The sequence below is a fragment of the Halobaculum roseum genome, assembly GCF_019880245.1.
Classification (GTDB): domain Archaea; phylum Halobacteriota; class Halobacteria; order Halobacteriales; family Haloferacaceae; genus Halobaculum; species Halobaculum roseum.
In genome coordinates this window covers 192,971-218,910 of record NZ_CP082287.1, presented here as the reverse complement: position 1 = coordinate 218,910, position 25,940 = coordinate 192,971, and the positions used below count along the sequence as shown (strand labels likewise).

Annotated in this window: 17 protein-coding genes and 3 pseudogenes; 9 read left to right on the top strand and 11 right to left on the bottom strand. The window is 57.2% G+C overall.

Going from position 1 to position 25,940, the window contains the following annotated elements; translation table 11 throughout:
* Window positions 1-172: 172 nt before the first annotated feature.
* Entirely contained in the window at window positions 173-1,006 is an 834-nt protein-coding gene (locus tag K6T36_RS18985; protein WP_225935245.1) for a TIR domain-containing protein, read from the bottom strand.
* A gap of 224 nt (window positions 1,007-1,230) precedes the next feature.
* Between K6T36_RS18985 and K6T36_RS16335 the strand changes: the two genes are divergently transcribed.
* The 5 genes and pseudogenes from K6T36_RS16335 to K6T36_RS16315 form a co-directional block, all read left to right on the top strand.
* Window positions 1,231-2,259 carry a Cdc6/Cdc18 family protein gene (locus K6T36_RS16335; RefSeq protein ID WP_222923549.1) on the top strand — a complete coding sequence of 343 codons (1,029 nt, stop codon included), beginning with the start codon at window positions 1,231-1,233 and terminating at the stop codon, window positions 2,257-2,259.
* Between the two features lie 24 nt (window positions 2,260-2,283).
* Window positions 2,284-3,408, top strand: a complete 1,125-nt coding sequence (locus tag K6T36_RS16330; RefSeq protein WP_222923548.1) for an SMODS domain-containing nucleotidyltransferase — start codon at window positions 2,284-2,286, stop codon at window positions 3,406-3,408.
* An 8-nt stretch (window positions 3,409-3,416) separates the two neighbouring features.
* Window positions 3,417-5,753 (top strand): ThiF family adenylyltransferase, encoded by a 2,337-nt coding sequence (locus K6T36_RS16325; RefSeq protein ID WP_225935244.1) that lies wholly within the window; start codon window positions 3,417-3,419, stop codon window positions 5,751-5,753.
* Window positions 5,750-6,997 (top strand): SAVED domain-containing protein, encoded by a 1,248-nt coding sequence (locus K6T36_RS16320; RefSeq protein ID WP_222923547.1) that lies wholly within the window; start codon window positions 5,750-5,752, stop codon window positions 6,995-6,997. Before K6T36_RS16325 ends, K6T36_RS16320 begins: the two co-directional genes overlap by 4 nt.
* A 24-nt stretch (window positions 6,998-7,021) precedes the next feature.
* A pseudogene (locus K6T36_RS16315) lies at window positions 7,022-7,269 on the top strand (AAA family ATPase); the annotation flags it as partial.
* 18 nt (window positions 7,270-7,287) lie between these two features.
* On the opposite strand, the gene K6T36_RS16310 reads toward K6T36_RS16315, so the two are convergent.
* The 3 genes from K6T36_RS16310 to K6T36_RS16300 all read right to left on the bottom strand — a co-directional run bounded on the left by K6T36_RS16310 (window position 7,288) and on the right by K6T36_RS16300 (window position 10,863).
* Window positions 7,288-7,974: an SOS response-associated peptidase gene (locus tag K6T36_RS16310; RefSeq protein WP_222923680.1), complete on the bottom strand. Its 687-nt coding sequence runs from the start codon at window positions 7,972-7,974 to the stop codon at window positions 7,288-7,290.
* Window positions 7,975-8,516: 542 nt separating this feature from the next.
* Window positions 8,517-9,911 carry a Cdc6/Cdc18 family protein gene (locus K6T36_RS16305; protein ID WP_222608976.1) on the bottom strand — a complete coding sequence of 465 codons (1,395 nt, stop codon included), beginning with the start codon at window positions 9,909-9,911 and terminating at the stop codon, window positions 8,517-8,519.
* 625 nt (window positions 9,912-10,536) lie between these two features.
* Window positions 10,537-10,863 (bottom strand): DUF6788 family protein, encoded by a 327-nt coding sequence (locus K6T36_RS16300; protein WP_222923546.1) that lies wholly within the window; start codon window positions 10,861-10,863, stop codon window positions 10,537-10,539.
* 136 nt (window positions 10,864-10,999) lie between these two features.
* Here K6T36_RS16300 and K6T36_RS16295 point away from each other — a divergent pair.
* Window positions 11,000-11,432, top strand: a pseudogene (locus tag K6T36_RS16295) (MarR family transcriptional regulator); the annotation flags it as partial.
* Window positions 11,433-11,571: 139 nt separating this feature from the next.
* Here the strand turns inward: K6T36_RS16295 and gdhB are convergent.
* From gdhB to K6T36_RS16275, 4 genes are all read right to left on the bottom strand, one after another.
* On the bottom strand, window positions 11,572-12,873 hold the full coding sequence (gene gdhB, locus K6T36_RS16290; protein ID WP_225935253.1) for a glutamate dehydrogenase GdhB: 1,302 nt from the start codon (window positions 12,871-12,873) through the stop codon (window positions 11,572-11,574).
* A 2-nt stretch (window positions 12,874-12,875) separates the two neighbouring features.
* A complete protein-coding gene (locus K6T36_RS16285; protein WP_222608979.1) occupies window positions 12,876-13,019 on the bottom strand; it encodes a rubrerythrin-like domain-containing protein in 144 nt (47 codons plus the stop codon).
* Between the two features lie 113 nt (window positions 13,020-13,132).
* A complete protein-coding gene (locus K6T36_RS16280; RefSeq protein ID WP_222923544.1) occupies window positions 13,133-16,015 on the bottom strand; it encodes a bacterio-opsin activator domain-containing protein in 2,883 nt (960 codons plus the stop codon).
* A 370-nt stretch (window positions 16,016-16,385) separates the two neighbouring features.
* A complete protein-coding gene (locus K6T36_RS16275) occupies window positions 16,386-17,186 on the bottom strand; it encodes a DUF8170 family protein (RefSeq protein WP_222923543.1) in 801 nt (266 codons plus the stop codon).
* Between the two features lie 115 nt (window positions 17,187-17,301).
* Between K6T36_RS16275 and K6T36_RS16270 the strand changes: the two genes are divergently transcribed.
* On the top strand, window positions 17,302-17,790 hold the full coding sequence (locus K6T36_RS16270) for a winged helix-turn-helix domain-containing protein (RefSeq protein WP_222923542.1): 489 nt from the start codon (window positions 17,302-17,304) through the stop codon (window positions 17,788-17,790).
* Window positions 17,791-17,834: 44 nt separating this feature from the next.
* Here the strand turns inward: K6T36_RS16270 and K6T36_RS16265 are convergent, their stop codons facing one another.
* Both K6T36_RS16265 and K6T36_RS18980 read right to left on the bottom strand, forming a co-directional pair.
* Entirely contained in the window at window positions 17,835-21,515 is a 3,681-nt protein-coding gene (locus K6T36_RS16265) for a hybrid sensor histidine kinase/response regulator (protein ID WP_222923541.1), read from the bottom strand.
* A 150-nt stretch (window positions 21,516-21,665) separates the two neighbouring features.
* A pseudogene (locus K6T36_RS18980) lies at window positions 21,666-21,965 on the bottom strand (biosurfactant protein 1); the annotation flags it as partial.
* 134 nt (window positions 21,966-22,099) lie between these two features.
* Between K6T36_RS18980 and K6T36_RS18975 the strand changes: the two are divergent.
* On the top strand, window positions 22,100-22,762 hold the full coding sequence (locus tag K6T36_RS18975; RefSeq protein WP_225935243.1) for a DUF7342 family protein: 663 nt from the start codon (window positions 22,100-22,102) through the stop codon (window positions 22,760-22,762).
* Window positions 22,763-22,839: 77 nt separating this feature from the next.
* On the opposite strand, the gene K6T36_RS16250 is transcribed toward K6T36_RS18975, so the two are convergent.
* On the bottom strand, window positions 22,840-25,077 hold the full coding sequence (locus tag K6T36_RS16250) for a copper-translocating P-type ATPase (protein WP_390182301.1): 2,238 nt from the start codon (window positions 25,075-25,077) through the stop codon (window positions 22,840-22,842).
* A 184-nt stretch (window positions 25,078-25,261) separates the two neighbouring features.
* On the opposite strand from K6T36_RS16250, the gene K6T36_RS16245 reads away from it, so the two are divergent.
* Window positions 25,262-25,861, top strand: a complete 600-nt coding sequence (locus K6T36_RS16245; RefSeq protein WP_222923539.1) for a winged helix-turn-helix transcriptional regulator — start codon at window positions 25,262-25,264, stop codon at window positions 25,859-25,861.
* Window positions 25,862-25,940: the final 79 nt, after the last annotated feature.

Here is a 25,940-nt window from a genome sequence, read left to right as displayed (position 1 = left end):
CCTGAGAATAGGGGGCCGTAGAAACAGTTCAGATCCAAACGCTGTTCGGTCGCCATTGCGCTTTCTGCGTAGTGCCTGTACTGATTGATGAGCGTCTTATCACGCTCTGGCTCTGGGTGAAGATCGTGTACTGCCATCCCTCTGTCTTGGGCCATACTCGACCAAGGGTGAATCATGCATGCTTCGCGATGGCGTTCACGATAGACTTCTGCCGCCAACCGACAATCTCATCGGCTTCCTCCTTTACCACAGCTGGAAGTCGCTCGTTCCCGTTCGGTCGCACACCGATAATAGGTTTCTCGAAATGGTCTGCCATCTCAATCTCCTCCTCGATCCACTCGCTGTGCGAGACGTACATCCCAGCGACGACGACGACCACATTTGCCTGCCCAACCTGCTGATAGAGCTGCTGACGAAGATCATTCTTATCTTCAAACTCCATCGGATCGTCCTCTGGGACACTGAAGTTCTGCCAGTCCAGCCGATTTTCATCATCGAGGAACTCCTCAATACGTTCACGCTGTTCGGAGTACTTCCACGAGTGACTCACAAACACCCGATACGGCCGATCTTCCAGAGGGAGACGCGGCTGCGTCGACGTGCCGGTCTCATCTGTTGTTGAACCAGATGAAACTAGGCCACCAAGTCCTTGAGCGCCCTTGTATGTGAAATAGCCTGCCACAGCAGCAGCGATAATGAGTTCAGGGGCGTCGTGCCAAAGGTAACGAAGTGGATCGTCGTGTGGATCATGATCAACTTGTCCACCTTTCCAGTCGGCATATCCGGCGAGGAGGTCTTTTCCGAGATCGACGACATCGGTGTTTTGTTGGTTTGTGGTTGGAACGGATGTCGTATCGGAGCCTCCAGTAGTATCCTCGAACAGGCCAGCAAACGGATCGTCTTCCCCGTTTGATTTGATAAGGCCATTCACGTCAAGGCTTCCGGTGGGGCTTTGTACCTCGACGGTCGGCACGTTGGTGACAGGGTCGTTTTCGTTGGGTGTCACAGGCGATACATCGCAATTTGGATATTTAAACCCAAGGGGATATTTGCTATTCAGGAAGGTTCGTGTTTCCGTGAACTTCCGAAAAGCCACCACGACAGAATCCTTCCAAATCACCACAAAGAGACCGGGTATTCAACCGATGGCCAATTGGTGAAATTTGCTTTCCGGAAACAACCCGGTCACGTATTTATGGCCTGACGCAGAACCAGTCACTTACTAACACAATGATCCGCGATGCTCGTGTTCTCCGCGCCGGGTTCGTCCCTCGGGAAGTTGAGCATCGCGACGCCGAAGTCAACCACCTCTCTAGCGTCCTCGAGCCCATCACAAACGGCGAACCAGCCGACACAGCCATCGTCACCGGACCCAGCGGCACCGGCAAAACCTGCATCTCGAAATTTGTCACTGAACGCCTGCGTGAGGAGGTCCTCGACGTCGAGGCCATCTACGTCAACTGCTGGCGCAACTACACCCGATTTCGGACGCTCTACCAGATCCTCGACGACCTCGGCGCCACCATCGACATTCACCGGCAGTCGACGCCCCACGACGAACTCGTCGACCGCCTCCAGCAGCACGACGGGCCGCGTACGGTCGTCATCCTCGACGAGGTCGACCAGCTCGAAGACCCCAGCGTCATCTACGACCTTCACAGCCTCCCGCAGTTCGCGATCATCTGCATTGCGAATAAGGAAGAAGAGCTGTTCGGCCGCGTCGACGACCGGCTCGTGAGCCGGCTGCGCTCCAGCGAGCACGTCCGGATGGACAAGTACCACGACGAGCAGCTGTACGACATTCTGAGTGCGCGGGCGAAATGGGGCCTCGACGAAGACGTCATCACCGACGACCAACTCTATCGAATCGCCGATGCGGCCGCCGGCGACGCCCGCCTCGCAATCGGCATCCTCCGAACGGCCGCCGGTAAGGCTGATCGCGAGAACCACGAGCGCATCACCGACGACATTCTCCTGGACGCCGCCGAGGATGCTCGGGCCCAAATCAAGCAGAAGAGCCTCGATTCACTCACGCCCCACCAGCGCGTCGTCTACGACATCGTCCGCGAGCACGGCCCGGTCGGACCGAGCGAGATTCATGAGCGCTACTCCGAGGACGTCGACGACCCACGGACGAAACGGACAGTCCGGTCCTATCTCTCGAAGATGGCCCAGTACAACCTCCTCGAGGCCAAGGGCACGAGCCGGGATCGAGAATACGCAATCATTGAGTCACCGCCTGCTGCAACAACCACTTAAAACGTTCCAGAACATCGATACACCATGACCACACTTCCCACACTATTCAAAACCTTCCTGTCAGACATCCGCCCGCAGGACGAACACAATGATGCCTACAAGGAGGGTCACGAAACCCTCCGCGATCACTTGCAGACTGACGACGATATCGACGAGTTCTACGTTGCAGACTTTCTACAGGGGAGCTACCGTCGGTGGACGGCACTCAGACCGCAAGAAGACGAGAAATCCGACGTTGACGTCGTCTTTGTCTCTGATCTCAGCAGTGACCTTGATACCGACGTAGCGCTGGAGAAATGCGAACCGTTCCTGAAAGAACACTATGAGGGGCAGTGGGAACCGAATGCCCACTCCTACAAGATCGAGGAAGAGAAGGTAGAAATCGATCTCGTCTTGACAGCGGCACCCAGCGAGGCAACACGTGAAGCCGTCAAATCACTGGGTTCACTGGACGTGGGAACAGCCCTGACTCCGGACGACCTTTCGACGGTGGCAGAGGCCCTCAATATCTCGGCAGATGGCGACGACGAGTGGAAGGACGAACCGCTCAAGATCCCACATCGAGATGAGAATGAGTGGGAGAATACCCATCCCCTCGCGACTATCGTCTTCACTGTAAATAAGAACGATATCACGGATGGTCACTACGTGAACGTCGTCAAGGCCATCAAATGGTGGCGGCGAACGAAGACTTCCGACGTTGAGGGCCCGACGAGCTATCCCCTCGAGCACATCGTTGGCCAGTGCTGTCCTGATGATATCAACAGCGTCGCCGAGGGCGTGACAAGGACGCTCGAAGAACTTACACGGAAGTTCAAGACCGAAGCAATGACTGAGGAAACCCCTACCCTGCCTGCTCACGGTCTCCCGAGAACCTCCGAGAATGACGTCCTAAAACAAATCGACGGGAAAGATTTCGCGGCGTTCTACGATGAGGCAGAGGATGCCGCAGAGCTCGCGCGGACAGCACTGGATGAGGAGGACAAAGAAACATCGAGGGATTACTGGTACCAGCTCTTCGGCGAGAAATTCCCTCCATTCGGAAGTGACGACGATTCTGACGATGGAGGGGAGAAAGCCATGTCAGTAGGGTCGTCCTCACAGGTAGAGGATCCATCGGACCACCAGTTCGCCGAGGCGGACAGCTGACGTAATAAATGCCACCCCACGAAATTACAGAAGCCGTCGCAGCCATTGCCGAACGGGATGGAGTCACCGTCCTCAAAGACCCATATCGAGACGATAGCAACGGACGGTGGATTGTCAAGATCAGGCTTTCTCCAGACGACTTAGAACCCCATCCGGACGTGCCACGCGAGACAGACTGGTATCTCCATCTACGGGATACGTACCCTGCCGGTTCAATTGGGATCTACCCTGCGGATCAAGAAGAGAACACCATTACCGCCACATTTCCCCACCAGAAGCTGAACGTTGCTGGGAGCGACGATACTCCGTGGCGAAGAGGCGATGTCTGTGTTGCTCGGTATGGGCACACCCTCAGTCAAACGGGAGCCACCGGCGAACCCAGCACAAGCCGTGATCGACTCTGTTGGCATATGGACCGAGCATTGCGGTGGTTAAGTAATGCTGCGAAAGGGGAACTCCGGGAATCAGACGAACCGTTTGAAATCCCGGCCTTTGATACGAACTCGGCTTCGGCCACGACCATCGCATTCAACGAGACGCAGGAGTCGTTCTCAGACTGGAGGACGGAGTATGGACAGTGGGGGACAGTCAATCTCCGCTCGTTGCCAACTGCTGAAGAGACTTACGCGACTGGTACGTTCAAAAATAGCGACGATGAAGTCGTCTATCAGCCACAATGGGGCGAATACATCGATTCGAATCCTGATGACTCTGTTTCCGGAGCGTGGGCACTGTTAGAAGAGATGCCGATTGAACCCCCGTGGGAGGCCCCGGAGACGTGGGAACAGTTAGACGTATTTTTCGAGGGTACCGAGACCGACCCGTACGAACTAAGGGCGAATATCAAGCCCGTCTTGGACGATGAGCCGGTCAAGGTCCTTCTAATTGGATTCCCCATCCCAGCAACGGTTGACGGCGACCCCGAGATCATCTATTGGCAACCAATCGAGATAAAGGAGTTCAAAGATCCGAATGACCTCTCCGGCGGATTTCGAGATACTGGAAAGGGGCCTGAGATAGCCGAACGGCGGGAAGCCGGAGAGGAACAGATTCGGTGGCTGGACTCGGACAACTGGTCGCATGAGCAGCTCACCAGACGCGGGCATATGACAGAGTGGTTTCTGGATCGCAACATCGTGCTCATCGGAGCGGGAGCGCTCGGCAGTATGGTTGCCGAGAACCTTGTTCGAGCCGGCTGTCAGCAACTTACCATCGTCGACAACGACACGTATGAGATCGGCAACATGGCTCGCCACACACTAACAATCGATGAGGTGGGACGAAACAAGGCGACAGCAATCGCGGACCGGCTCGAATCCATTGCACCGTACGCCCAGGTCCTTGATGTGGATAGCGCCTTTCCACCGAGCGGTGAGTTGCCGGAGCCAATTAGAGAAGCGGAGGTAGTAATTGACTGTACCGCGTCACGGGGAGTTCGTCGCGCCCTGGATGCGATTAGATGGAATCACCCGGTCGTGTTTTGCTCCGCTGCGATGGGTCGGCGAGCGAACCGGTTGTTCTGCTTCAGAGCTTACTCACATACCTTTCCGTACAGCGATTACAACGAAGCGTTTGATCCTTGGCGGTTGCAAGAACAGATCGAATGGGACGAAGACGAGGATGCCATCCCCGAACGAGTGGGCTGCTGGCACCCAGCATCAGTTATCCGAACGGACCGGGTGATGACGTGGGCTGGGACAGTGACACGGCTTCTTGATCAGGCGACGGCATTGAGTCTGCGCGAGAATCACTTCACCGTACTCGAGACCGGGAGTGACGGCGAGCTGCCGACTATTTCACAGGCCACACCTCCCTTCCAGGACGGAACAATATGGCGAGCGCCGGAATCGCCAATCACCGTACAGATTCCGGCCACGTGTCTTGAAGCGATGTATGATCGCTGCCGAAAGGAACATCCATGTGAAACGGGCGGTATTCTGGCTGGTACCGACCGTCTCGATGGACCAGCACTGGTGGTTAATGCCCGAGACCCACCGCGGGACTCCATTCAAGAACCAACTCGATTCCTCCGAGGAACCGACAAAGTCGAGGAGTGGCTCAAAGATGCCAGGGAGAGCATCGGTATCGACTATCTCGGTGAATGGCACTACCATCCCGGCGCTTCACCCGATATCAGTCGGGACGATCGAACTGCGATGAATGAAATCGCCAACGACGACGGCTACGACTGTCCGCATCCGCTACTCTTCATCGTTGGTCAGGACGAAGAGGACCAGTTCTCGATTAACGCCTATCTATTCCACGATAGTAAGGAATACGAGCAGTTAGAACGGATTGACAGCCCAGATGCTGCTTCAACTCTCAACGTCGGTGACGATATATGACTGATCCAACTGGCCGTGTATTTCTCAGCTATAAGCACGAACAGACGGACGTCGCCAACTTCCTGCAAACGGAACTGGAGCGGCACGGGGTGCCGATTTGGCGGGATATCTTCGATTTGAAGCCGGAGCCACTCAGAGATGAAATCATCGACCAGTTGGAGAACCCGGAAACAGCCAGTGGAATTGCGCTCGTTAGTGAGGGCGTAGCTGACTCTGACATCATTCTCAACGACGAGTTGCCGGGGTTCAATAGTCGGTGGGATAACGATGACGAGTTTTTCGTGGTCGTTGTGCCATGTCCCGATATCAGCGTTGGAGAAGCCAAATCGATACTCAACGAGGCACCGATCCTCCACGACTTTTCCGCCTGGAAAATGCTCCCCTTAGAGGCGGCCACGTCTGACAAAGCTACAGATATCGTCCAGGCCGTCATATCAGAGCGGATCGAACGGATAGATGGGTATTTACCGGACGGTGAGCCTCTCGAATGCTCACTGGACACCTACGAATCGCCGGCTCACGACATCGATCCAGCGATTGCTATTGACTGGTCAAGATCTTTCGAACATGGTCCACCATCCCAAGAAGTATGGAACCAGCGTCTACTCCCGGCGTTAACCACGGTAACGGACTGTCTCATTCAAAACGCATCGGGCCGCCCCCTCCGCTTTCGTGGCCGAACGCATCTTCCCGCTGCTTTCGCGGCCGGTTACTGTCTTCCAACCACACGTCGTATCCAAGCAACGTGGATGCAACCCACCGGCCCTGCCGGGATGACAGAATGGACACTCGATATCGACGAAGAGGAAAGCGGGTTAGAAGGAGATCTCCAGCGACAACCGAATCACGGATCGGAACTGGCAGTGCTCGTCAACATCGCTGCCGATGTGCAACCGGAGATAGACCAGATGCATAACGACCTTCCGGATTTCAACGGTATTCTCAGATTGACACCGGAAGACGGGCCTGATGTGGAACTGTCCCCGGCACAGGCAACCCATGCTGCAGATGTTTTCCGAACCAAGGTACGAGATGCGGTCAAAGAACTGCCAAAAACATCGACCATTCATCTCTTCATAGCTGGCCCGATAGGGCTCGCCTTTCTCTTCGGGCGAAAATCAAACACACTCAGACCGATCCAGACCTACCTCTATAGCAAAGACGAGGGGAGATACTATCCCGCTGGTCGATTACAGGATCAGCCACTTTTAGACGGCTCAGACACCACCTCGGAAGAGCAGTAGGAAATCAGCCACCCAATTGCCATCCAGAAGAGCCTCGATTCGCTCACCCCTCACTAACGGGTCGTCTATGTTATCGTTCACAACCATAGGCCGCACGGACCCAGCGAGATTCACGACCGCTACATAGACAAGGTCGATGACCCTCGAACGAATCGTACTGTCCGAACCCATCTCTCGAAAATGACCAGTACAACCTCCTCGAGGCGGAGGGGACGAGTCGGGATCGAGAGTACTCGCTCGTCGATTCGACAGCTGCGTCGCCGATGCAGTAACCGTGATGCCGCCACCGATCAGGAACTGAACTCGCCGAGGCCCGATTGCTCGTTGTCCAGCGGCTCGATGACCTGCGGATCGTCGTTGCCGGGGTTGTTGACTCGCGGCGAAATCTCGTAGGCGTCAAGATCATCCTTCGGGTACGCCTGACACAGTTCCCTGCGAGTGTCCCGGTCTGCGGCGAGCCAGTTAGATTCCGCGTCCTGCGGGAGGACGACCGGCATCCGGTCGTGGATGGAGCTCATCAGGTCGTTCGGCTCCGTCGTGAGAATCGTGACGCACGAGATCGTCTCGTCATCACCCTCCCAAACGTCCCAGAGGCCAGCCATCGCAAATGCGGGGTCGTCTTCGCAGTGAATCCTGTAGGGCTGTTTCGTTCCGCCGTTCGGCGCTTTCCACTCGTAGAACCCCGACGAGGGGACCAGACAGGGGCGAGATTCCCACGCCCGCTTGAACGCGCTCTTCTCGTCGACAGTCTCGGAGCGGGCGTTGATGATACCCTCCTTGGGCTCATCCGCCCAGAACGGAATCAGCCCCCAGTGGTAGGCATCGATCTCGTCGGAAGCCTCGTTCGTGATGATGTGTAGATCGTCGCCAGGCGCGATATTGTATCGAGGTGAATACCCGCCGTCCGCGACAATCTGGGCATCGAAGCGAGCCTCGAGGTCAGCCTGGTCGATGAAGAGCGAGTTTCGGCCACACATATCGAGGAGTTCGGAGGGAAGCAACATCAACGTGGTCGCACAAGAATCTCGTCGGCGTCCACGTTCTTAACCAACAACCAGCCATCAAGAATCGTGGGATGTTGGTTAACTGAGCAGCAGCCTAATTCTGAAAAACGAGATCGTTGTATTCGTTACGCGAAACGAACAAAACGAATTCACCGAACCGGTTGCGACGGTCGCCGATTACCAAAGCGACTCAATGCGCTGTTCAATCGCCTCAAAGGTTGTCGAATAGACATTGAGTGGGTGGAGCGAAGGAAGGTAAAGATATGAGATTTTAGCACCCGAAAGTGGTTCGTGAAAGTGGAGACGAGCGTTGCGCGCGTTCGGGTATTGATCCCTGCGACACTCCCAGAGATTGTCGTCTCAATCTTCGAAATAATGGAATCACAACTTTAGAATTTCATTTGAACACCGGTGTCCATGGTGGTCCTAGGATAGCTTAATGGAGGGATCCAATCTACTTGTGAGACCCGACACCGACGAGATTTCATTTGAACAGTGGTGTGTCTGACGCGTGGCTACCGCGACAACCGCTGTAGAACAGCCTGGCGCATCTCAGCATCAAATCGAAGCTCGCGAAGCCGGGATTCAGCCCCGACCGACCGGAGGATGAGGGAGGGATCATCAAGAAGTTCGAGCCAGAGTGCATTCCCACTCGCGTAGCCGTCGCCAGTTCGTTCCATCGAGAGGAGTTTCATCGTGTCATACTCACGCAACAGGTCGGTGACGTATCGTTGTGTGTGTGCCTCTGCATCGATATCGTTCGCGAAGAGTTTGTAGACAGAGTGGACCTCGCCGGCTTTGAACTCGGTCACGTTGTCGTTCGTCACCTCGCTCAGCGCAGCAAGCGCCGTGAGCGCGATTTGGACCTGCGTCGGTGTGCCATCGATAAGATCCTGGATCCGAGAGACATCCGTATCATCGTTGGCGGCCCGGACGTGGTTCTCGGTTACTTGATCAGCACCGGTATCTCGAGCTATCTCGCCGGCTAGCCGCAGGAAGTCGATCGCTCGGCGGGCGTCGCCGTGGTCCTGAGCCGAGAACGCAGACGCGAGCGGGATCACGTCATCAGTGAGCACATCGTCGTGGAATGCATCACGTCGTTTCTCGAGGATATCACGAAGTTGGTTCGCGTCGTAGGACGGGAAGACCTCTTCCTCGGGGGCGAACGACGACTCGACGCGCGTATCAAGCCGATCGCCGTATTTGAGGTCATTCGAGATTCCGAAGATCGTCAATCCGGCATCGATGTTTTCCATTTCGCCTGCTCGCGAAAGTTCATACAACAGTTGGGAGTCATCGGCGTCCTGGTGGCGTGTGGCCGACCCCATCTCCTCTTGTGGTGAAAGTCGGTCGAGCTCGTCGAGGATAATGATAATGGCGTCGTACAGCTCGTCGACGATTCGCCACAGCCGATCATAGTAATCGCCGGTTGCGATCCCCTTCAGCGGGATCGAGATGTCGGTTGCCTGCGGATCGTTGAGCTGGTTCGCGATATCGATCACGGCTTGCGTCTCCGAGCGGCGCTGGCGGCAGTCAACAACCGCGCGGCCGACACGGACGTCGTTGTCAGCTGCCCGTCCCTGGACCTCGCGACTCACGTAGCGCGTGACGAGTGTTTTCCCGGAGCCGCTTTTCCCGAGGACAATGGTACCTTTCCCGGAGTTCCCCTGCTGGGCCGGCTTCATCCGTTGAGCGATCGCCTCGATTTGTCGGTTGCGGCCGACGATCTTCCCGGCATCGGGGATATGCTCGATCCGAAGGATCGACTCATCACGGAATATCGGGTCCTCCTCGTCGAGCACCGATAGCGGATCATCCCGTTCGGGCCGCTGTTGTGGCGTAGCAACGCCGTGCTCGTCGGCGTAGTCACCGAGGGTGTTGAACTCGCCCTCGGAGACGCTGTCCGTCATGAGACCGGTGTTCAAATGAAATCGACTTAGCTCTTGCCCTTACCACGAAGAGTCCCGTTAAACCAGTGGATGCTGTCGCTCAGTGGTTCGGGGATGTGACCACACCGACGTTCAAATGATACGGCCATTATACACCACTGTTCAAATGTAATCAGTCGACAAGCGTCCCGAGATGGCTCGTTGGGGTGAATTGCACGGTCCGCTGTGGCTGGTGTCTTGGGAGGACACACACACCACTGTTCAAATGATATGGGTCGAATGGGTGGCGGGTAGTGTTTCGGTCGGGTCAGGGACGGTACTCGATGGTTTACGGAGTATCCGATAGAGCAGGACGGGTACTCACTCAGCGGTGACGACTCGCGTATATTATATAACTAGGTGAACCAGTAAAGTAGTAGTAAGCGAATAGTCGTTTCAGATGCTCTAGCGTCTTTCCTAGAGAGTGTTGTTGTTATATTAACACTACTTTATATTCTAGGCGTGATTCACCGGCTATTCGGGGTCCTCCAGATGAGATTTCATTTGAACAGTGGTGTGTCTCCCCAGTATCGACCTCACCTTGGGAGGATCTTTCGGACAAGAATACTGGAAACGGTGGGGTGGGTGCCTCCCCACTCGGATCGAGCTACTCGTCCGGGTGTACCGGTCCTTTGTACTTCGACGTCACTGAATCCCCATCCCGCCACTGCCAGTAGTAGTAGCGGTTGTCGTTGATTTCCTTGATCGTGATCGTTGCCTTCGCCGGCACGTCGTCAGGGAGGTCATCGCGGCGCTCCTCCACGTCCGCCACGTCCACCTCCTCCTCCTCGAGACGAGCTTCCCGCTCCATGTGTTCGGCCAACGCCTCGGCGTAGCTGGCAGCGTCCCGAAGATGCTCCGGTGTGGCTTTGTTGAGGGCGTCAACGATCTCCGTCGGAAGATTCACCGGTGGGGTCGGGGGTTTGTCGGACATCGACTCCTCCGTGTTAACCAACATGGCCCGCGAATCCATAGTATTGTTGGTTAAGACGATGGAGGCAGCTCCCGCGCCGCGGACTGTAACACTACTCGAAACTTCTTCATATACAAATTTCGTACTTTGTTACACCCTGCTCCGGCCCATCGAACTCGAGGTCCTCGCCACGGTCGTCCGCGGCAACACGATCTCTGTACTCGCGACGAAGCTCGACCACAGCGAGAGTTGCCTCTCTCGTGCCGTCGCCGACCTCGTTGAGAAGGGGCTCGTCTACACGGAACGCGACGGCCGGCGAAAACGAGTCGTTACGTCGGATGCTCGCGCCGTCGAACGCTACCAGGACCTCGTTCGCCAGCACTCCGACATCCACTTCCCCAAGCTGCTGACCGGCAAGGCACTCGAGGTGCTGTACTACCTCGACCAGCCGCGACCTGTTTTCCGAGATCGCCGACCGGAGCGACAACTACCGTAACACGGTCAACCGCGTCCTCAAGCGGTTTCGCGACCGTGAGCTCGTGGGGACCGTCGACGGCCGCTATGAGTTCAACACCGACATCGATCACGTATGAGCGAAACCGACACTGGTGCGGCCGATGCAGGGCCGTTCGCGGATCAGCAGCGGCTGTTCAAGCTGCTGTCCCAGGATACGCGCCGGACCACGGTCCCGCAACCGCGACGTGATCCGGTTCGGGGTGGGACATCTGACTACGGCCACAACCCACGTGCTTCATGCGCCTCAGCGATGCGGGACAGCGCCACGATGTAGGCTGCATCACGCCACGTAACGTCGCGTTGCTCGAACTCCGATCGAACCGCCTCCCAAGCGGCCTGCATCTCCGCCTCGAGTTCATCGTTCACCCGTTCGAGTGACCACGCTCGCCGATTGATGTCCTGCAGCCACTCGAAGTAGCTCACGGTGACACCGCCTGCGTTGGCGAGAATATCGGGGATCACGGCGACATCCCGGTCGGCGAGCATCGAATCAGCCGTGGACGTTGTCGGGCCGTTAGCACCCTCGACGACGAGATCGGCGGCGATCGCTTCCGCGTTCTCTTTGGTAATCACGTTCCCCAGGGCGGCCGGAATAAGGACGTCGACGTCGAGGGTGAGAAGCTCCTCGTTCGAAATCACGGTGTCGGCGTATGTGGTGACGGCTTCCGGCTCTTCGTCGTGGGACGGAACTGATGCCGTATCGATTCCATCTGGTTCGTACATCGCTCCATTCACGTCGCTGATCGCGACGATGGTCGCGCCCCACTCATCGAGGAGTCGGGCCGCATTCGCCCCGACGCTCCCGTACCCCTGAATTGCCACGGTGGTATCCTCGAGCTGGCAGTCGTAGTACTCGCAGACCAACTGCGTGATGATCGCAACGCTCCGTCCAGGAGCTTCTTCACGGCCTTCACTGCCGCCGACCACTGGCGGTTTTCCGGTGACGACGCCCGGTGTCGTTTCGCCTTCCTGCATCGAGTACGCGTCCATCAACCACGCCATCGTCTTCGGATCCGTCCCCATATCCGGGGCGGGGATATCTTGGTTGGGCCCGATAACGCCGCGAATCTCTTGTGTAAACCGACGGGTGAGCCGCTCCTTCTCTTCCGGACTCAGCTCCTTCGGGTTGACGGCGACACCACCCTTGGCTCCGCCGAACGGGAGGTCCATGACGGCACACTTCCAGGTCATCCACATGCCGAGGCCGACACACTCGTCTCTGGTCACGTCGGGGTGGTATCGCAACCCGCCCTTGTATGGCCCTCTGACGCTGTCGTGCTGCGCGCGGTAGCCTGTGAACACTTCGACCGTGCCGTCATCCCGTTCGATGGGGATCGTCACCTCGTGGACCTTTTTGGGATATTTGAGCCGTTCGACGATGTTCTGGTCGATATCGAGATAGCTGGCAGCATGGTAGAGCTGGCGGCGTGCGGTTTCGAACGCCGATTCGGGTTCGGTCGAATCAGCTGCCTTGTCGTCTGAATCGTCGTGGGTGCAATCAGGTTTCGATGCCATGGTCATTCGAGTGGCATACGACGGTTTCGCATCGGGCCGCTACAGTCGGGGCACTGGCCAGGGCTATCCTCCGCGATGATGATATTGCCACACTCGAAGCACTCGTAGGGGGTTTCTTCGTCTGATCCAGAGTCGACATCTTTCATTGTGAGTTCACGAGTGTCGCCAGGTGGAGTGGCGCACCCTATACAGGTGTAATAAGTGTATAAGGGAGTAATCTGCTGTTGATTACCAAACAACGCTTCAATCAAGGTGTTTGTTATTGAACTTTCACCGTGGAGGCCGCCACCGGGTGATTGTTTTCTTCGAAAAGTGCAGCAAACAGTTTCCGTTGGACCGTCCGGGCGTGTTGATAGAACGCGGGTGGGGAGATGCCGAGTGTCTCCGCTACGTCTTCGCCCGTGCTCTCACGGGGCGACTCGAAGAACCCACTGTAGTACGCCGTCTGGATCACCTCCAGTTGCCGCTCCGTCACTGAATCGAGGAATTTCGAGTAGAGGTTGTGTTCTGCGGTCTGATCCAGCGTCTGCTTGGCCCGGAGTTCAGCGCCAGCGAACGTCTCACGGACGAGTTGCGTGATTGTTCGGACGTCGATGCTGTCCGGGATATCGACAACGAGCGTCGTCGTGGTCGGATCAGCAGTCGCTTCGCGGAAGACGGCACCGTGATCAGCCAACTCCAGGGCGAGGAACGGCTGTGTGAGTCGAAGCCGTAGCACGCCCCCCTCGCCGTCCGCGCTGATCTGCTGCACGTCGTCGATACCGACCAGTTGCGAGGCGGCGTCTGCCACGTCAGTTACCGCCCGGTCTTCGACGGTCACGAACACGTAGCTCCCTTCCATGGACTGCTGGACGCCACCCTGATACGAGAGGGTGCACTCCGCCTCCGCTGCGAGCCGAGAGAGGACAAACTTCGGGTCCTCGATGGTGAACTCGACACGTGTCATCGACGTCGTGAGCAACGCATTCTTCCGTTCGATCGCACTGAGAGCGGACGCGATAGTTTCGCCGAGTTCTCCCAGGACGGCCTTCGCCGTCTCGTCGAACGCATCCTGGGTCGGTGCGTACACCGTCAACACACCGTGGGTAAGGTCGTTGTACACCAGCGGGATGCTCAACACGGACAGGTAGTCCCGAGAGATGGCGTCTTTCCGCCACGCCTCGTCACGGAGCCCGGCAGCGACGTTCGTCACCATCGTCACATCGCCAGTGGCTGCGGTTTGTCCGGCTGGTTCTGCATCCGACGCTTGGACGGCGAACGACTGACTATCCAAGTACCCCTGTTCGGTACCGGCCCAGGCCCGAGGCTCCAAGGTGTCGGTCGTCGGGTCAATCGTCCCGATCCAGGCGAACCGGAACCGGTCGTCGGCGGTCAGCAGTTCACAGACCGTGTGATCGATTTCCTCGCGCGTCTCCGCCTGTACGAGGGCTTGATCGATTTCCCGAATCGTCTCGTTGATGCGGTTCAGGGCAGTCAGTTGCTCGTTTTGCGCCTGGAGTGTTCGGTCCTGTTCCCGGAGTCGTGATTCCCGTGTGATGCGGTCGAGGGCTGCTTCAGCCGTAGCCGCGAGCAGATCGGCCAACTCTCGCGTCACCTCATCGAATGCACCGACCTGGTCCGAGCCCGCAACGAACACGCCGTGGTTGCCGAGCGGGATGTAGGCCGCACTTCGGAGGTCAGTTGCCCGGTTTTCGAGCCGATCTGCGTCGTGGACGTCGTCGAAGAACAGCGCCTCGTCTTCGACGAAACTGTAGCTCGGGAGCGTTTCCCCGTCGGCGTGCACGGTCGGGAGCGGCCCGTTCAGCTCGGTCATCGTCGCTGAGTGGGCTGCAGGCCGAAGGTTGTTCGCCTCACCGTCGAAGAGATAGACCGCACTCGCATCGATATCGAGCACACCAGGGGTGTCGTCGACGACGTGCTGGGCGATTTCCTGGTGGGTCTCGGCGTAGAGGAAATCGCGGGCCGTCTCGTGGAGCGTGGCGAGGGCTTCCTCGCGTTGTTTGCGTTTCGTGATATCACGACAGCTGAAGAGAAGGGTCCCGTCTTGGATCGAGACTTCGCGGACGTTGACGAGGAGCGTGTGCTTGCGCCCGGCTTTATCGGTCGCCGTCGTCTCGATGTTCTTGAGCACGCCGTTTTCCGCGAGTTCCTCCCGGTCGAAGAGGTCGTCGCCGAGGAGGTCGTCGATCGTCCCGAGATCACGGATCTCATAGACTGTGTAGCCGAAGATGAAGTGGACGTTAGGACAGACGTAGGTGTACTCGCCGTCCTCGTCCGTGATGAGGACGGTGTCGGTCATGTTGTTGAGCGTAACGCGGTGGAGTTCTTCGGACTCTCTGAGATTCCGTTCGAGATTGACGCGCTCGGTGATATCGACGCCTTCGACAACGATCGAGACGAGATCGCCACCTTCGTTCTCGACGGGGCGCACGGAGAGGTCGATAACGCGCGGGTCATCGATGTCTGGCGGCTGTGGGACGACCGCGTTGCCGAACGTCCCGTCTAGTGCTTTCTCCACGAGTTGGTGGACATCCGTGTTCGTTGTATCGGCCTGTGACCACCACGGGAGCGTCCAGAACGGTTCGCCGACGAGCGTATCGATGGCTTCATCCACCATCTTTCGTGCTGTCTCATTCACACGGGCAAGCGTACCATCCGGGTCGAGCACCCACGTCGCGGTTCGCGAATCGTTGAAGATCGCGTCGAACTGTCTGGCCCGGTCCCGTTGCGTGGCCGACCGCTGTGCGGCCCGGATTGCACGCTCGGTACGTTCGATGAGTTCGTCGGTCATCTGTGCTGGCGGCTCTGTGAGCGCGATGTAATCGGTGACGCCGGCTTTGATAGCCTCGCTAGCGATGGCCTCGCTCCCGGCAGTAGTCCCGAGGAGGACTGGGAGCGCAGACGTTTCCTCGCGTATCTCTCGGAGGAGTTGGAGGCCGGCCGTCTCATCGAGGGTGTATCCGCAAATGAGGCAGTCCGTGCGACGCGTTCGGATGGTGTCGATGGCCTCTGTCTTGGTTTGAACGTGTTGTACGCTGGCATCAGTCCGCCTCTCGAGCGTCGTAGCGAATTGCGAGAGCCAGTCGTCTGTCCCGACGAGCAACACCGTCGATGAGTCCAGAACGGATGGTGAAGAGGCCATTATTCGAACACCGAGCGACAGCAAGACTTCCTCTCGGTGCTGATTCGAGTCCGCCCACAGCCCCGGTGCCGGCTCGGATCGGAATGGAAGGGCATTGCTAGTTAACTATCTAACCGCCCAGAATAATAGACATTTGTTGTTTAACTCCTAGGAATGGATAGAGTGCCAGTGTTCAGATAATCTGGTTTCATCCAACGACGATCGATTGAACCAATTTCTACGCTGTTTGCGTCGGTGTGACTGAAACAGTTTGAGAAATGGTTGGTTCGGCGTTATAGTTCTCGAAAGTCACATTCGATGCTATTCCGGTTACCCGAGAGTAAATTACCGAGCCGACTCATTCTGATGACTGTGTAGCCGAACGAATAGTTCACCGTTCCCCGCTCTCTTCCCACTCTGGACGTGGTGTGGGGGACGGGAGTTCGTCAACGACAGTTCGGAGTTCGTCCTCTGTCGTCCACTTGAAGCACCGATCGTGGAGTTCGAATTTACGGAACTTGTTGAGATGGACCCAACTGTACGTTGCCGGATCTTCGCCCTCATCTGCCCGGTCGTCGATCACATCCCAAACCTCCTGTTCGTCGATGTCGAGTCCGCTCTCTTTGGCGCGATCAACGAGCGACTCGACTTTTGATTGGACTTCATCCGCCGGCAACTCGTCTGCGAACGCCATCTCGAGAGCGGCCTGAATGACGTGCTGTTTCGAATCAAGGTTCTCGTCAGTCACCCACGCGTAATCACGCGGGAACACGTACGACTTGTCGAAATACGGCGGGTCATCGATCTCGCCCAATTCAGGAGCTTCCCCACCACTCTCCTTCTCGAAGACGCCGACAATGTAGTCGCTGTATGTCGCGAGCAACGAAAACATGATATCAAACGTATTGAGCCGGTCAGTCGGGAGTTCGAGGAGATCACCCATGATGAACGGATAGGCACCGAGCTGCTTCGTGAGTTCGTTTTGGACGGCGCGAAGCCGGCGGATATAGGGGTCGCGATAGCTCCCCAGGATGAAATACGACGTCCGCTGACTCCAGAGATACGGCAATTCGCGCTGTGTAAATCGCCAGATCTCCCGTTTCTCAGCTGGTTCAAGTTCGATGCCCCCGACGGCCTCGTGAATAACGGTCATAATCTCCCCAGCGTCCGGCGGAGGGCTTGGGTCGGTCATTTGCTGCTGATTCAAACTACACCACCTTATCGCTTCTGGACCACTTTGGTTTTTTCTAATTTCACCAACTTGGATGAACCTAACTGTTATAGCGCCATACATCGTACCATCACGTATGAGCGAAACCGACACTGGCGCGGCCGATGCAGGGCCGTTCGCGGAACAGCAGCGGCTGTTCAAGCTGCTGTCCCAGGATACGCGCCATCTCATCATCCAGGAGCTGCTGGGCCACCCCACCCATCTGATGTCGCTCGCCGAACTCGAGTATATGACCGGGAAGAGCCAGGCGGCCATCAAAGATCAGCTGGAGACGTTGATCGATGCAGGGCTCCTTACACGCTACACATACGAACCAAGCGAGGGAACACGTGATCTCCCCTCCCAGTTCTACGGATTCACAGAGCGAGGCGTCGAGGTCCTCCACGACTACAAGTATCTCCGTGGCCTTCCGGTTGCACGGGCCTTCTACGAAAACACGCGGAAGACCGAGAAAATCGAGCGCCACGAATCGGCGCCCCGTCCGGAGCTTCCCGAAGCTGTCGCGGAACCCCTCGAGTTCGACGAGCCCGATCTCGACGCCGTCGATAGTGGCACAACCCGATAGACCTCATCTCTCTGAGCCTAAGGTCGTCTCCGATAACAGGGCAATCATTCGGCAGTGAACTCAACGCCCGTAATCTCAAAGCGCGTACCCCCGTCCGAGCTTCTAGTAACGCCAATGCTCCAATTATGAGCCTTAACGACCTGTTGCACAATACTCAGTCCGAACCCGGAACCCTCAACATTTGTTGAATACCCCACCTCAAACACGGTCTCAACGTCATCTTCTGAAATTCCTGGTCCAGTATCCTCGATGTAGAAGCCGTCCGTCAGTTCGCCGACTGTTACGGCCACAGCACTGCCACCGTGTTCGACCGCGTTTCGAATGAGATTCTCAAATAGTTGTTTGAGTCGAGGCTCATCAGCCACTATCGTCCGTTCACTTTCGAGGGTAAGCGAGGCCTCGGCCGTTTCAACATTTTCCCAACACTCTGCAACTACGGCTGCGATATTCACTGGTTCCCTTTCAGTAACGTCCTCTCCTTCACGGGCCAGCGTGAGGAGATCCACGATGAGAGTTTCCATCCGGCCGTGCGCTCGCTCAATAGTCTCTAGATGTGGGCTCTCACAGTCCTCACGCGCTAGTTCCAGATGCCCCGAAGCGACGTTCAACGGATTCCGGAGATCGTGGGATACGATACTAGTGAACTCCTCCAGACGCTCGTTAGCCCGCTTTACCTCTTCCCGCTCCGTGATGTCCATGTACATCGCCATCGTACCGACGACATCACCGGATTCGTCTTTTCGCGGGACTGACCGCAACACTGTCTCCACGACTTCCCCCTCAGCAGTCACCAACTCACAGGGCTCTCTGGTGAATTCACCCTTCAAGGACCGTTCGTATCCCTCACCGTCAATCAGCGCTTCCCGAGAGTCTGGCGTGTAGAACTCCGGGAGTTCCGTTCCAATGACTGCCGCCGGTTCGTATCCGAGCGTGTCTGCAAACTGGTTGTTGCAGTCCGCGATAACTGGTCGACCGTTCTCCGTTCGGGTGACGACCGCCATCACGGGAGCTTCCTCAAATAGCGTCTGATACTGCTCTTCAAGCCGGGTTGTCAGCTCTTTTAGCTCCTCAGTTTTCTGCTCAAGTTCCCGTTGGTACTGCTTGGCCTCATTAACATCGAGGTGGATCCCGACAGCACGGATCGGGTCCCCGCCATCATCTCGCTCGACAATCTTGCCGAGATCCCGTATCCACTTCCACTCACCTTCAGCAGTTTGCATTCGGTGTTCGGTGTCGTAGAAATCCGTTTGCTGGTCGATATGCGCGTCAAGTGCAGCTTCGACATCGTCGATATCATCTGGATGAACGCGTGTCTCCCACGTCCGGAGGTGTTGGTCGAGTTCGTCGAGGGAGTAGCCGAGCATCTCGGCCCACTGTTCGTTGAACTCTACTTCGTCGGTCGTCATGTCCCAATCCCACACGCCGAGGTTCGCTCCTTCGACTGCAAATTCGAGACGTTCTTTGAGCGCCTCGATTTCTTGCATTTGCTGCTTTCGCTCGGTGATGTCGCGGCTGTTGACGACGAACCCCTCGATGGCAGGGTTGGCCAACTGATTGTTGCCGGCGGATTCGAACCAGCGCCACGACCCATCCTGGTGCTTGAATCGGTATTCGACAGTCCGTGAAATCTCAGGATCGGCGATCGATTCACTGAACGATTTCATCACATCGTTGCGGTCATCTGGATGGACGTATTCGAACGCGATCTCACCAAGCAACTCCTCGGCCTCGTATCCGGTGATGCGCTCGCCCGATGGACTTTGGTACTGGTAGGTTCCGTCCGGATCGAGAACGGAGATGATGTCCGTCGAGTGTTCGATAAACGCCTGAAACCGCTCCTCCTGCCGTTTGCGATCGGTAATATCCCGCATCATAATGACCGCGGCGCCCGTTTCTCCATCTGCAACGAGTGGCGAGAATTGATATTCGAACGTCACCTGTTCGCCATCAAAATTGAGCGTCAATTCCAACCGTTCGGGGGAGCCAGCGGGCCCCTCGCGTTCGAACGTGCGTTCGAGTGCCTGTTCGAATCGGCTAGGATCATCCGCTTCGACAATGTACTCCTCAGCGAGGCGCATCACCGCCTGCCCTTCGAGGGTATCGAGCGGGGCATCGATGTACTCTATAACCGACTCGTTTACGAACTCGACAATCCACTCATCATTGACGACGAACGCGACATCGTCAATGGTTTCAACAATTTTCTCGTACTGCTCTAGCCGTCTCTCGCGCTCCTTGTACTCAGTAACCTGGCGGAAGTAAATCGAGACTCCGCCATCACGATTGGGGTATACGTTGACATCGAACCACTCCTCGAGACCGGTGTAGTACTTCGTGAACGAGACCGGCTCGTGTGTCTCCTTCGCCCGCCGGTATTCGTCCTCGAACTGTGTGCCTCGGGCATCTGCGAACACGTCCCAGAAGTGCCGGTCGAGAAGGTCTGATTCGTCCAGCCCTGCAAGGTCCTCTGTTCGTCCGTTCACCAGGGTGATCCGCCACTCTGCATCGACTTCGATGACGGCATCGTTCGTGCGGTCGATGATCTGTTGGCGTTTCTGCTCGTGATCTTTCTGCTCGGTGATGTCACGGTCGGAGATAAGCAGAGAGACGACCTCGCCGTCGTCGTTTCTCACAGGCCGGAACACACCGCTGACGACGAGTGGCTCGTCAACCGATGTGGAGAGATCAATTTCAAACTCGACGTACTCGCCAGCAGCCGCCTTGTCGATCCATTCTCGGATTTCCTGTTGGACCGATTCGTCACCGGAAAACCACGGTGTTTTCCAGAACGGCTTGCCCGTGATCTCTTCTACGTCTGCTTCGATGTACCTCATAGCGGTCTCGTTGATGTCGAGGACAGTTCCATCGGTATCGAGCATCCCTACGAGAATATTCGGATCATTGAAAACCGCCTGATACCGGCGCTCTTTCTCGCGAAGTTCCTGTTGGCGAGCTTTTCGCTGAGTGATGTCACGAACGCTTACGATGATCCCCCCGATGACCGTGTCTTCGAGGCGATTCCGGCCTCGTACCTCGACCCACCGCCACGATCCGTCAGCGTGGCGCACGCGATACTCGACTGTATGGTCCTGATCTGGGTGTTCTAGCAAGTCGGCAAACGCATCCGAGGCTGTCGACAGATCCGCTGGATGGACGTGTTCGAACGCATCGGTGCCCTCTAACTCCTTGGGCTGGTAGCCCAATACTCGCTCGACAGCTGGCGAGATATAGTCCACCTGCGCGTGTTCGTCAACTACTATTACGTAATCGGATGCGCGTTCGAGGATTGTCCCGAAGTACGCTCGCGTTCGCGAGACTTCCTCTACGGCACGGATTTGGGCAACGGCATTTGTGATGCGGTTCGCCAAGATCGTGTACTGATCCGTGCCGCTCTCCTTCTGGAGATAATCAGTTACCCCCGCAGAAATGGCATCACTGGCGACTTCCTCTGATCCCTTGCCCGTATAGAGAATAAATGGGAGGTCTGGATACTCCTCTCGTACGGTCTCGAGGAACTCGATGCCGTTCTGACCGGGCATATCGTAGTCAGAGACGATACAGTCGATACTATCGGTGGAAAGGATTTGTTGACCCTCGTCGGCGGTTGTCGCTGTTCGAACCGTGATTCGGTCATTCTCCCGTTCTAGGAAGGTCGCAACCATGTCGCTGAGGCTAGGCTCATCATCGACATGGAGGACATGGACCCTATCACCTGTTCCACTCATACATATGCAAACCCGAATGCACCTAACGTAAAGTGAACTGCCTCGGGGTCAAGCCCCGAGGCACTCGCCTTGCTCATCTGTAGATGTGTGGGTGCGGTGCCCCTGAGCGACAATTCTGCGTCGGATCCGTGCCCCGTATTCAGCAGGATCGATAAGAAATATGATACCTCCTCTGCTCCTCGATGCTGACTCGTTCATGCTAATGGCGTCACTACCGAGACGATTGGTGAAACAGAACTGGTATTTCGTCGGGCCGTCTGTGACTGACGGCCCACTGGACCGGCACTCGCCGTCGATTACCGTCGGCGCATCAGGGTAGCCACCAGTGGTTGTCGCGACACGTTGCCGTCTGGGGTCACCTTCACACCCGTCGTCCAGCCTCGTGTCCGGAATGTGGGACGCCTCGCCGGTCGGTCGCAGTTCCTCGAAGTCAGAATATCGGTTGTGGATCGGTTGGCTCGTAGGTTCTGCGGGTATCGAATTTCAACGTCCGGACGCCTTCGCTCGCAAGGAACTCTTGATTATACAAGAGAGTACAAATATCTGCGAGTTCAGTGCTAACATTGTCGCAAGAGGCCCCAAGCATGTCCGAATCTCCGCGAGATGGGGTCCAGTCGTGGACCGAGTCGATGAGCGCCCGCGATCGTATTCGGGCGGTCGCCGAGACGCTTCGCGAACTGCGGTCGGTCAACTGGATCAGCGAGCAGGCCGACGCAGCCTGGAGTACGACTAACGAGGAGCTTCAGGATCTTGTCGACCAGGGTCAACTGCGCCGCGTCGATGCCGGCGAGACGACGCGCTACCAGCCGGACTACACGCGACTGCTCTTCGAGGAGATCCGGACGCTTATCGAGGAGAACACACGCGAGGAGCTGCGCAACGAATTGGCCGCGATCACCCAGGAGACCGAGGAATGGCGGTCGACCTACGACGTCGTCCGGGCTGAACTCGAAGCCCAGATCGAACGCCTGGGGGACGATCAGTTCGCCACGTTCGCGAACGAGACCCTGGTCGAACTCGAGGAGCGGTACGCAGTGACCACGCCGATCGAGGCCCGCGTCCAGGAACTCACGAATAGGTACTACCGGGGGCTCGAAGTCCTCCAGGTACTCGACGAGCCGATGACCGTCGACGAACTGGCCGCCGAACTGGAGCTGGATACCGACGAAGTTCGCGACCGGATCGCGTACCTCACGGAATTCGATCGGGTTAGCCAAGATGGCGAGACCGTCAGTCCGACAGAGTAGAGTCGGAGGCTTTGTTGAAATCCATTGACGGCGCTCTTACTAACACGGGGCCGATAATGGGCAAGCGGTGCTCGAATTTAGTCGGCGGGTTGAGCACGTTCTGATGCGGACACGCTCGGAAGCGAGGGCAGCTCTAAATCTACCCGCCGGAGGAACTGGGCGTTGATTGCCACAATCACCGTCGAGAGTGACATCAACAGCGCACCCACTGCCGGCGAGAGCAGGATTCCGATTGGGGCCAGCACGCCAGCGGCGAGTGGGATGGCGAAGACGTTGTACCCGGCTGCCCAAACGAGATTCTCCCGCATCTTCCGATAGCTCGCCTTGCTCAGTTTTACGAGGCGGACTACGTCCGTCGGATTGTTCTGGACGAGGATGATATCCGCTGATTGCACCGCGACGTCCGTCCCGGAACCGATAGCGATGCCGATGTCGGCCCGGGTGAGCGCCGGCGCGTCGTTCACGCCGTCACCGACCATCGCTACGAAATCCCCCCGCTCTTGCAGCTCTTGGACCTTCTCGTCCTTGTCTTCGGGGAGGACCTCGGCGAATACCGTGTCGATGCCGAGTTCATCGGCGACCGCATGAGCGACGTCCTCGGAGTCACCGGTTAGCATCGCAACCTCGATGCCGAGTTCGTGAAGCGCATCGACGACGTGATAGCTCTCCTCCCGTATCACGTCCGCCAAGGCGAACGCCGCGACGAGCTCGCCGTCGCGTATGAGGTATACCACGGTGCGTGCATTCTCGCCGGAACGCTCGGCAAATGTTCGAAGTTGATCGGGAACCTCGCTCTCCAAGGTCGAAAGGAGGTTCGGCCCACCGACGTGGACGCTCTGCCCATCGACGCGTGCCCAAACTCCCCGTCCTTTGATCGCTTCGAAGTCGGCTGCCCGGGGACTGGCGACGTCGCGTTCGTTGGCCGCCTCACGGATGGCCTCGGCGATCATGTGCTCGGAGTCGGCCTCAACGGCGGCCGCTAACCCCAGCGCCTCTTCTTCGGTCACACCCTCGACGGTCTCGATGTCGACGACGCCCTGTTCGCCCTCGGTGAGCGTTCCCGTTTTGTCGAAGATGATCGTATCGAGCTCTCGTGCTTGTTCCATGGCGATGCGGTCCCGGATGAGCATCCCGTTGCGCGCGGCCAGCGACGTGTTTATAGCCACGACTAGCGGGATCGCCAGCCCAAGCGCGTGTGGACAGGCGATGACCAGCACCGTAACGACGCGCTCGATCACTTCGGCATTGAACGAGACGGCGACTGTCCAGGCGACAGCGGTCACGACGGCCGCACCTAGAGCGACGTAGAACAGCCACCCCGCTGCCCGGTCAGCGAGCATCTGCGTCTTCGACTTACTCTGCTGGGCGTCCTCGACGAGCCGCATAATGCCTGCCAACGTCGTCTCGTCGCCGGTCGCGTCGATCCGGACGCGGAGACTGCCGTCGCCGTTCACGGTCCCACCGATGACCTCGTCGCCCGGTTCCTTCGACACGGGCTTGGATTCGCCTGAGATCATCGCCTCATTCACATCGGAGTCGCCCTCTTCGACGATGCCGTCGGCTGGGACGCTCGCCCCTGGACGGACGAGCACGAGATCATCTTCTTTGAGTTGGTTAACGGGGACTTTCTCGGTGTCACCAGAGTCAGTGATTCGCTCGGCCGTATCGGGCATCAGCTTCGCCAGTTCGTCGAGAGCGCTGGAGGCTCGCCGGACTGACCGCATCTCGATCCAGTGGCCCAGCAGCATGATGTCGATCAGCGTCACGAGTTCCCAGAAGAACGCTGACTGGGTCGGGAACACGACGCTTGCAAGACTGTAGACGAAGGCGACGGTGATCGCCATAGAAATGAGCGTCATCATCCCGGGCGAACGGTCTCGCAACTCGGGTACGGCCATCTGCAGGAAGGGAATCCCACCGTAGGCAAACACGCTCACCGCGAAGACAGGATTGATCCACTCGCTGCCGGGGAACGTTGGAACCGAGAATCCGAGCCACTCCTGGAGCATCTCGCTGTACAGGAGAACTGGAATCGAGAGCAGTGTCGAGACGAAGAACCGCCGCCGGAACATCTGCTCGTGGCCCTCGTGCATCCCACCGTGGCCGCCATGGCCGTTGTCTCCACTGTGATCGCTATGGCCATCATGGCCAGTCTCTGATACCTGTGCCTCCTCTTCCAACATCTCCTGCTCAACGTGTGATTCCTCGTGATCTATATTCTGCCGAGCTGAACGTCCATCAGATTGGTCCTGATCCGAACCTGAGGGCATCTCGCCCCTATTGTCGTCATGATTGTGGTCATCGTGATTTGTCATTTGGTGTCTCCGTTTAGTGGCGCAGTTTCATCTGTGACTTGGCCAGCGGTTCGGATTCTCTCACTCATTCACCTATACGGGACCCATTTATATGGCGTCTTTGCCTAGTAGATATAGGAAAACACCCCTCTGGAGTTCCCGAATTAAGGAAAACAGGTATTTGGATGCGCGATCTAATTATCGCATGCGCACCTTAGACGACACGGACTTCGAAATCCTTCGGCTCCTAACCGAAGATGCACGCCGGCCCTACCGTGAAATCGCTGATGCCGTTGATCTCAGTTCACCGTCGGTGTCTGACCGCGTTAGTCGTCTACAAGACATGGGAATAATCCGCCGGTTCACGCTCGATCTCGACCGCTCAAAACTCCGTGGCGGCGTTCCCGTTCTCGCGGAACTCGCAGTCCAACCCGACATGGTCGAAGATATCCGGGACACCCTTGCACTGGCAGATGGCGTTGAGCACGTGTTCACGGCCTCCGATCCTCGCGTATTCTTCCAGTCCCGTCTCCCGAACGCAGATGTTCGGACATTCTTGGTGGACACGTTCGATAAAGCGGAGTGGGAAGCGATTACTGATTACGAGGTTGTCGTTCTCACGAGTGCTGACTGGACGCCCCAAGTCAGTGGTACCGACCTTGCAGTCACCTGTGCCCAGTGTGGAAACGACGTGGACCAGGACGGTGAAACACTCCGACTTGATGGTAGTCTGTACTACCTCTGTTGTCCCTCCTGTCTGGAGCAGTTCGAATCGCGGTACGATCAGTTCAGTGCTAATGCCTGAGTGATGTGAATCAATACTGCCTGAGGGTGCTGATCCCGAATCAAACCCCGTCTCAATTGTACGAGACTTGGTTTGGAGA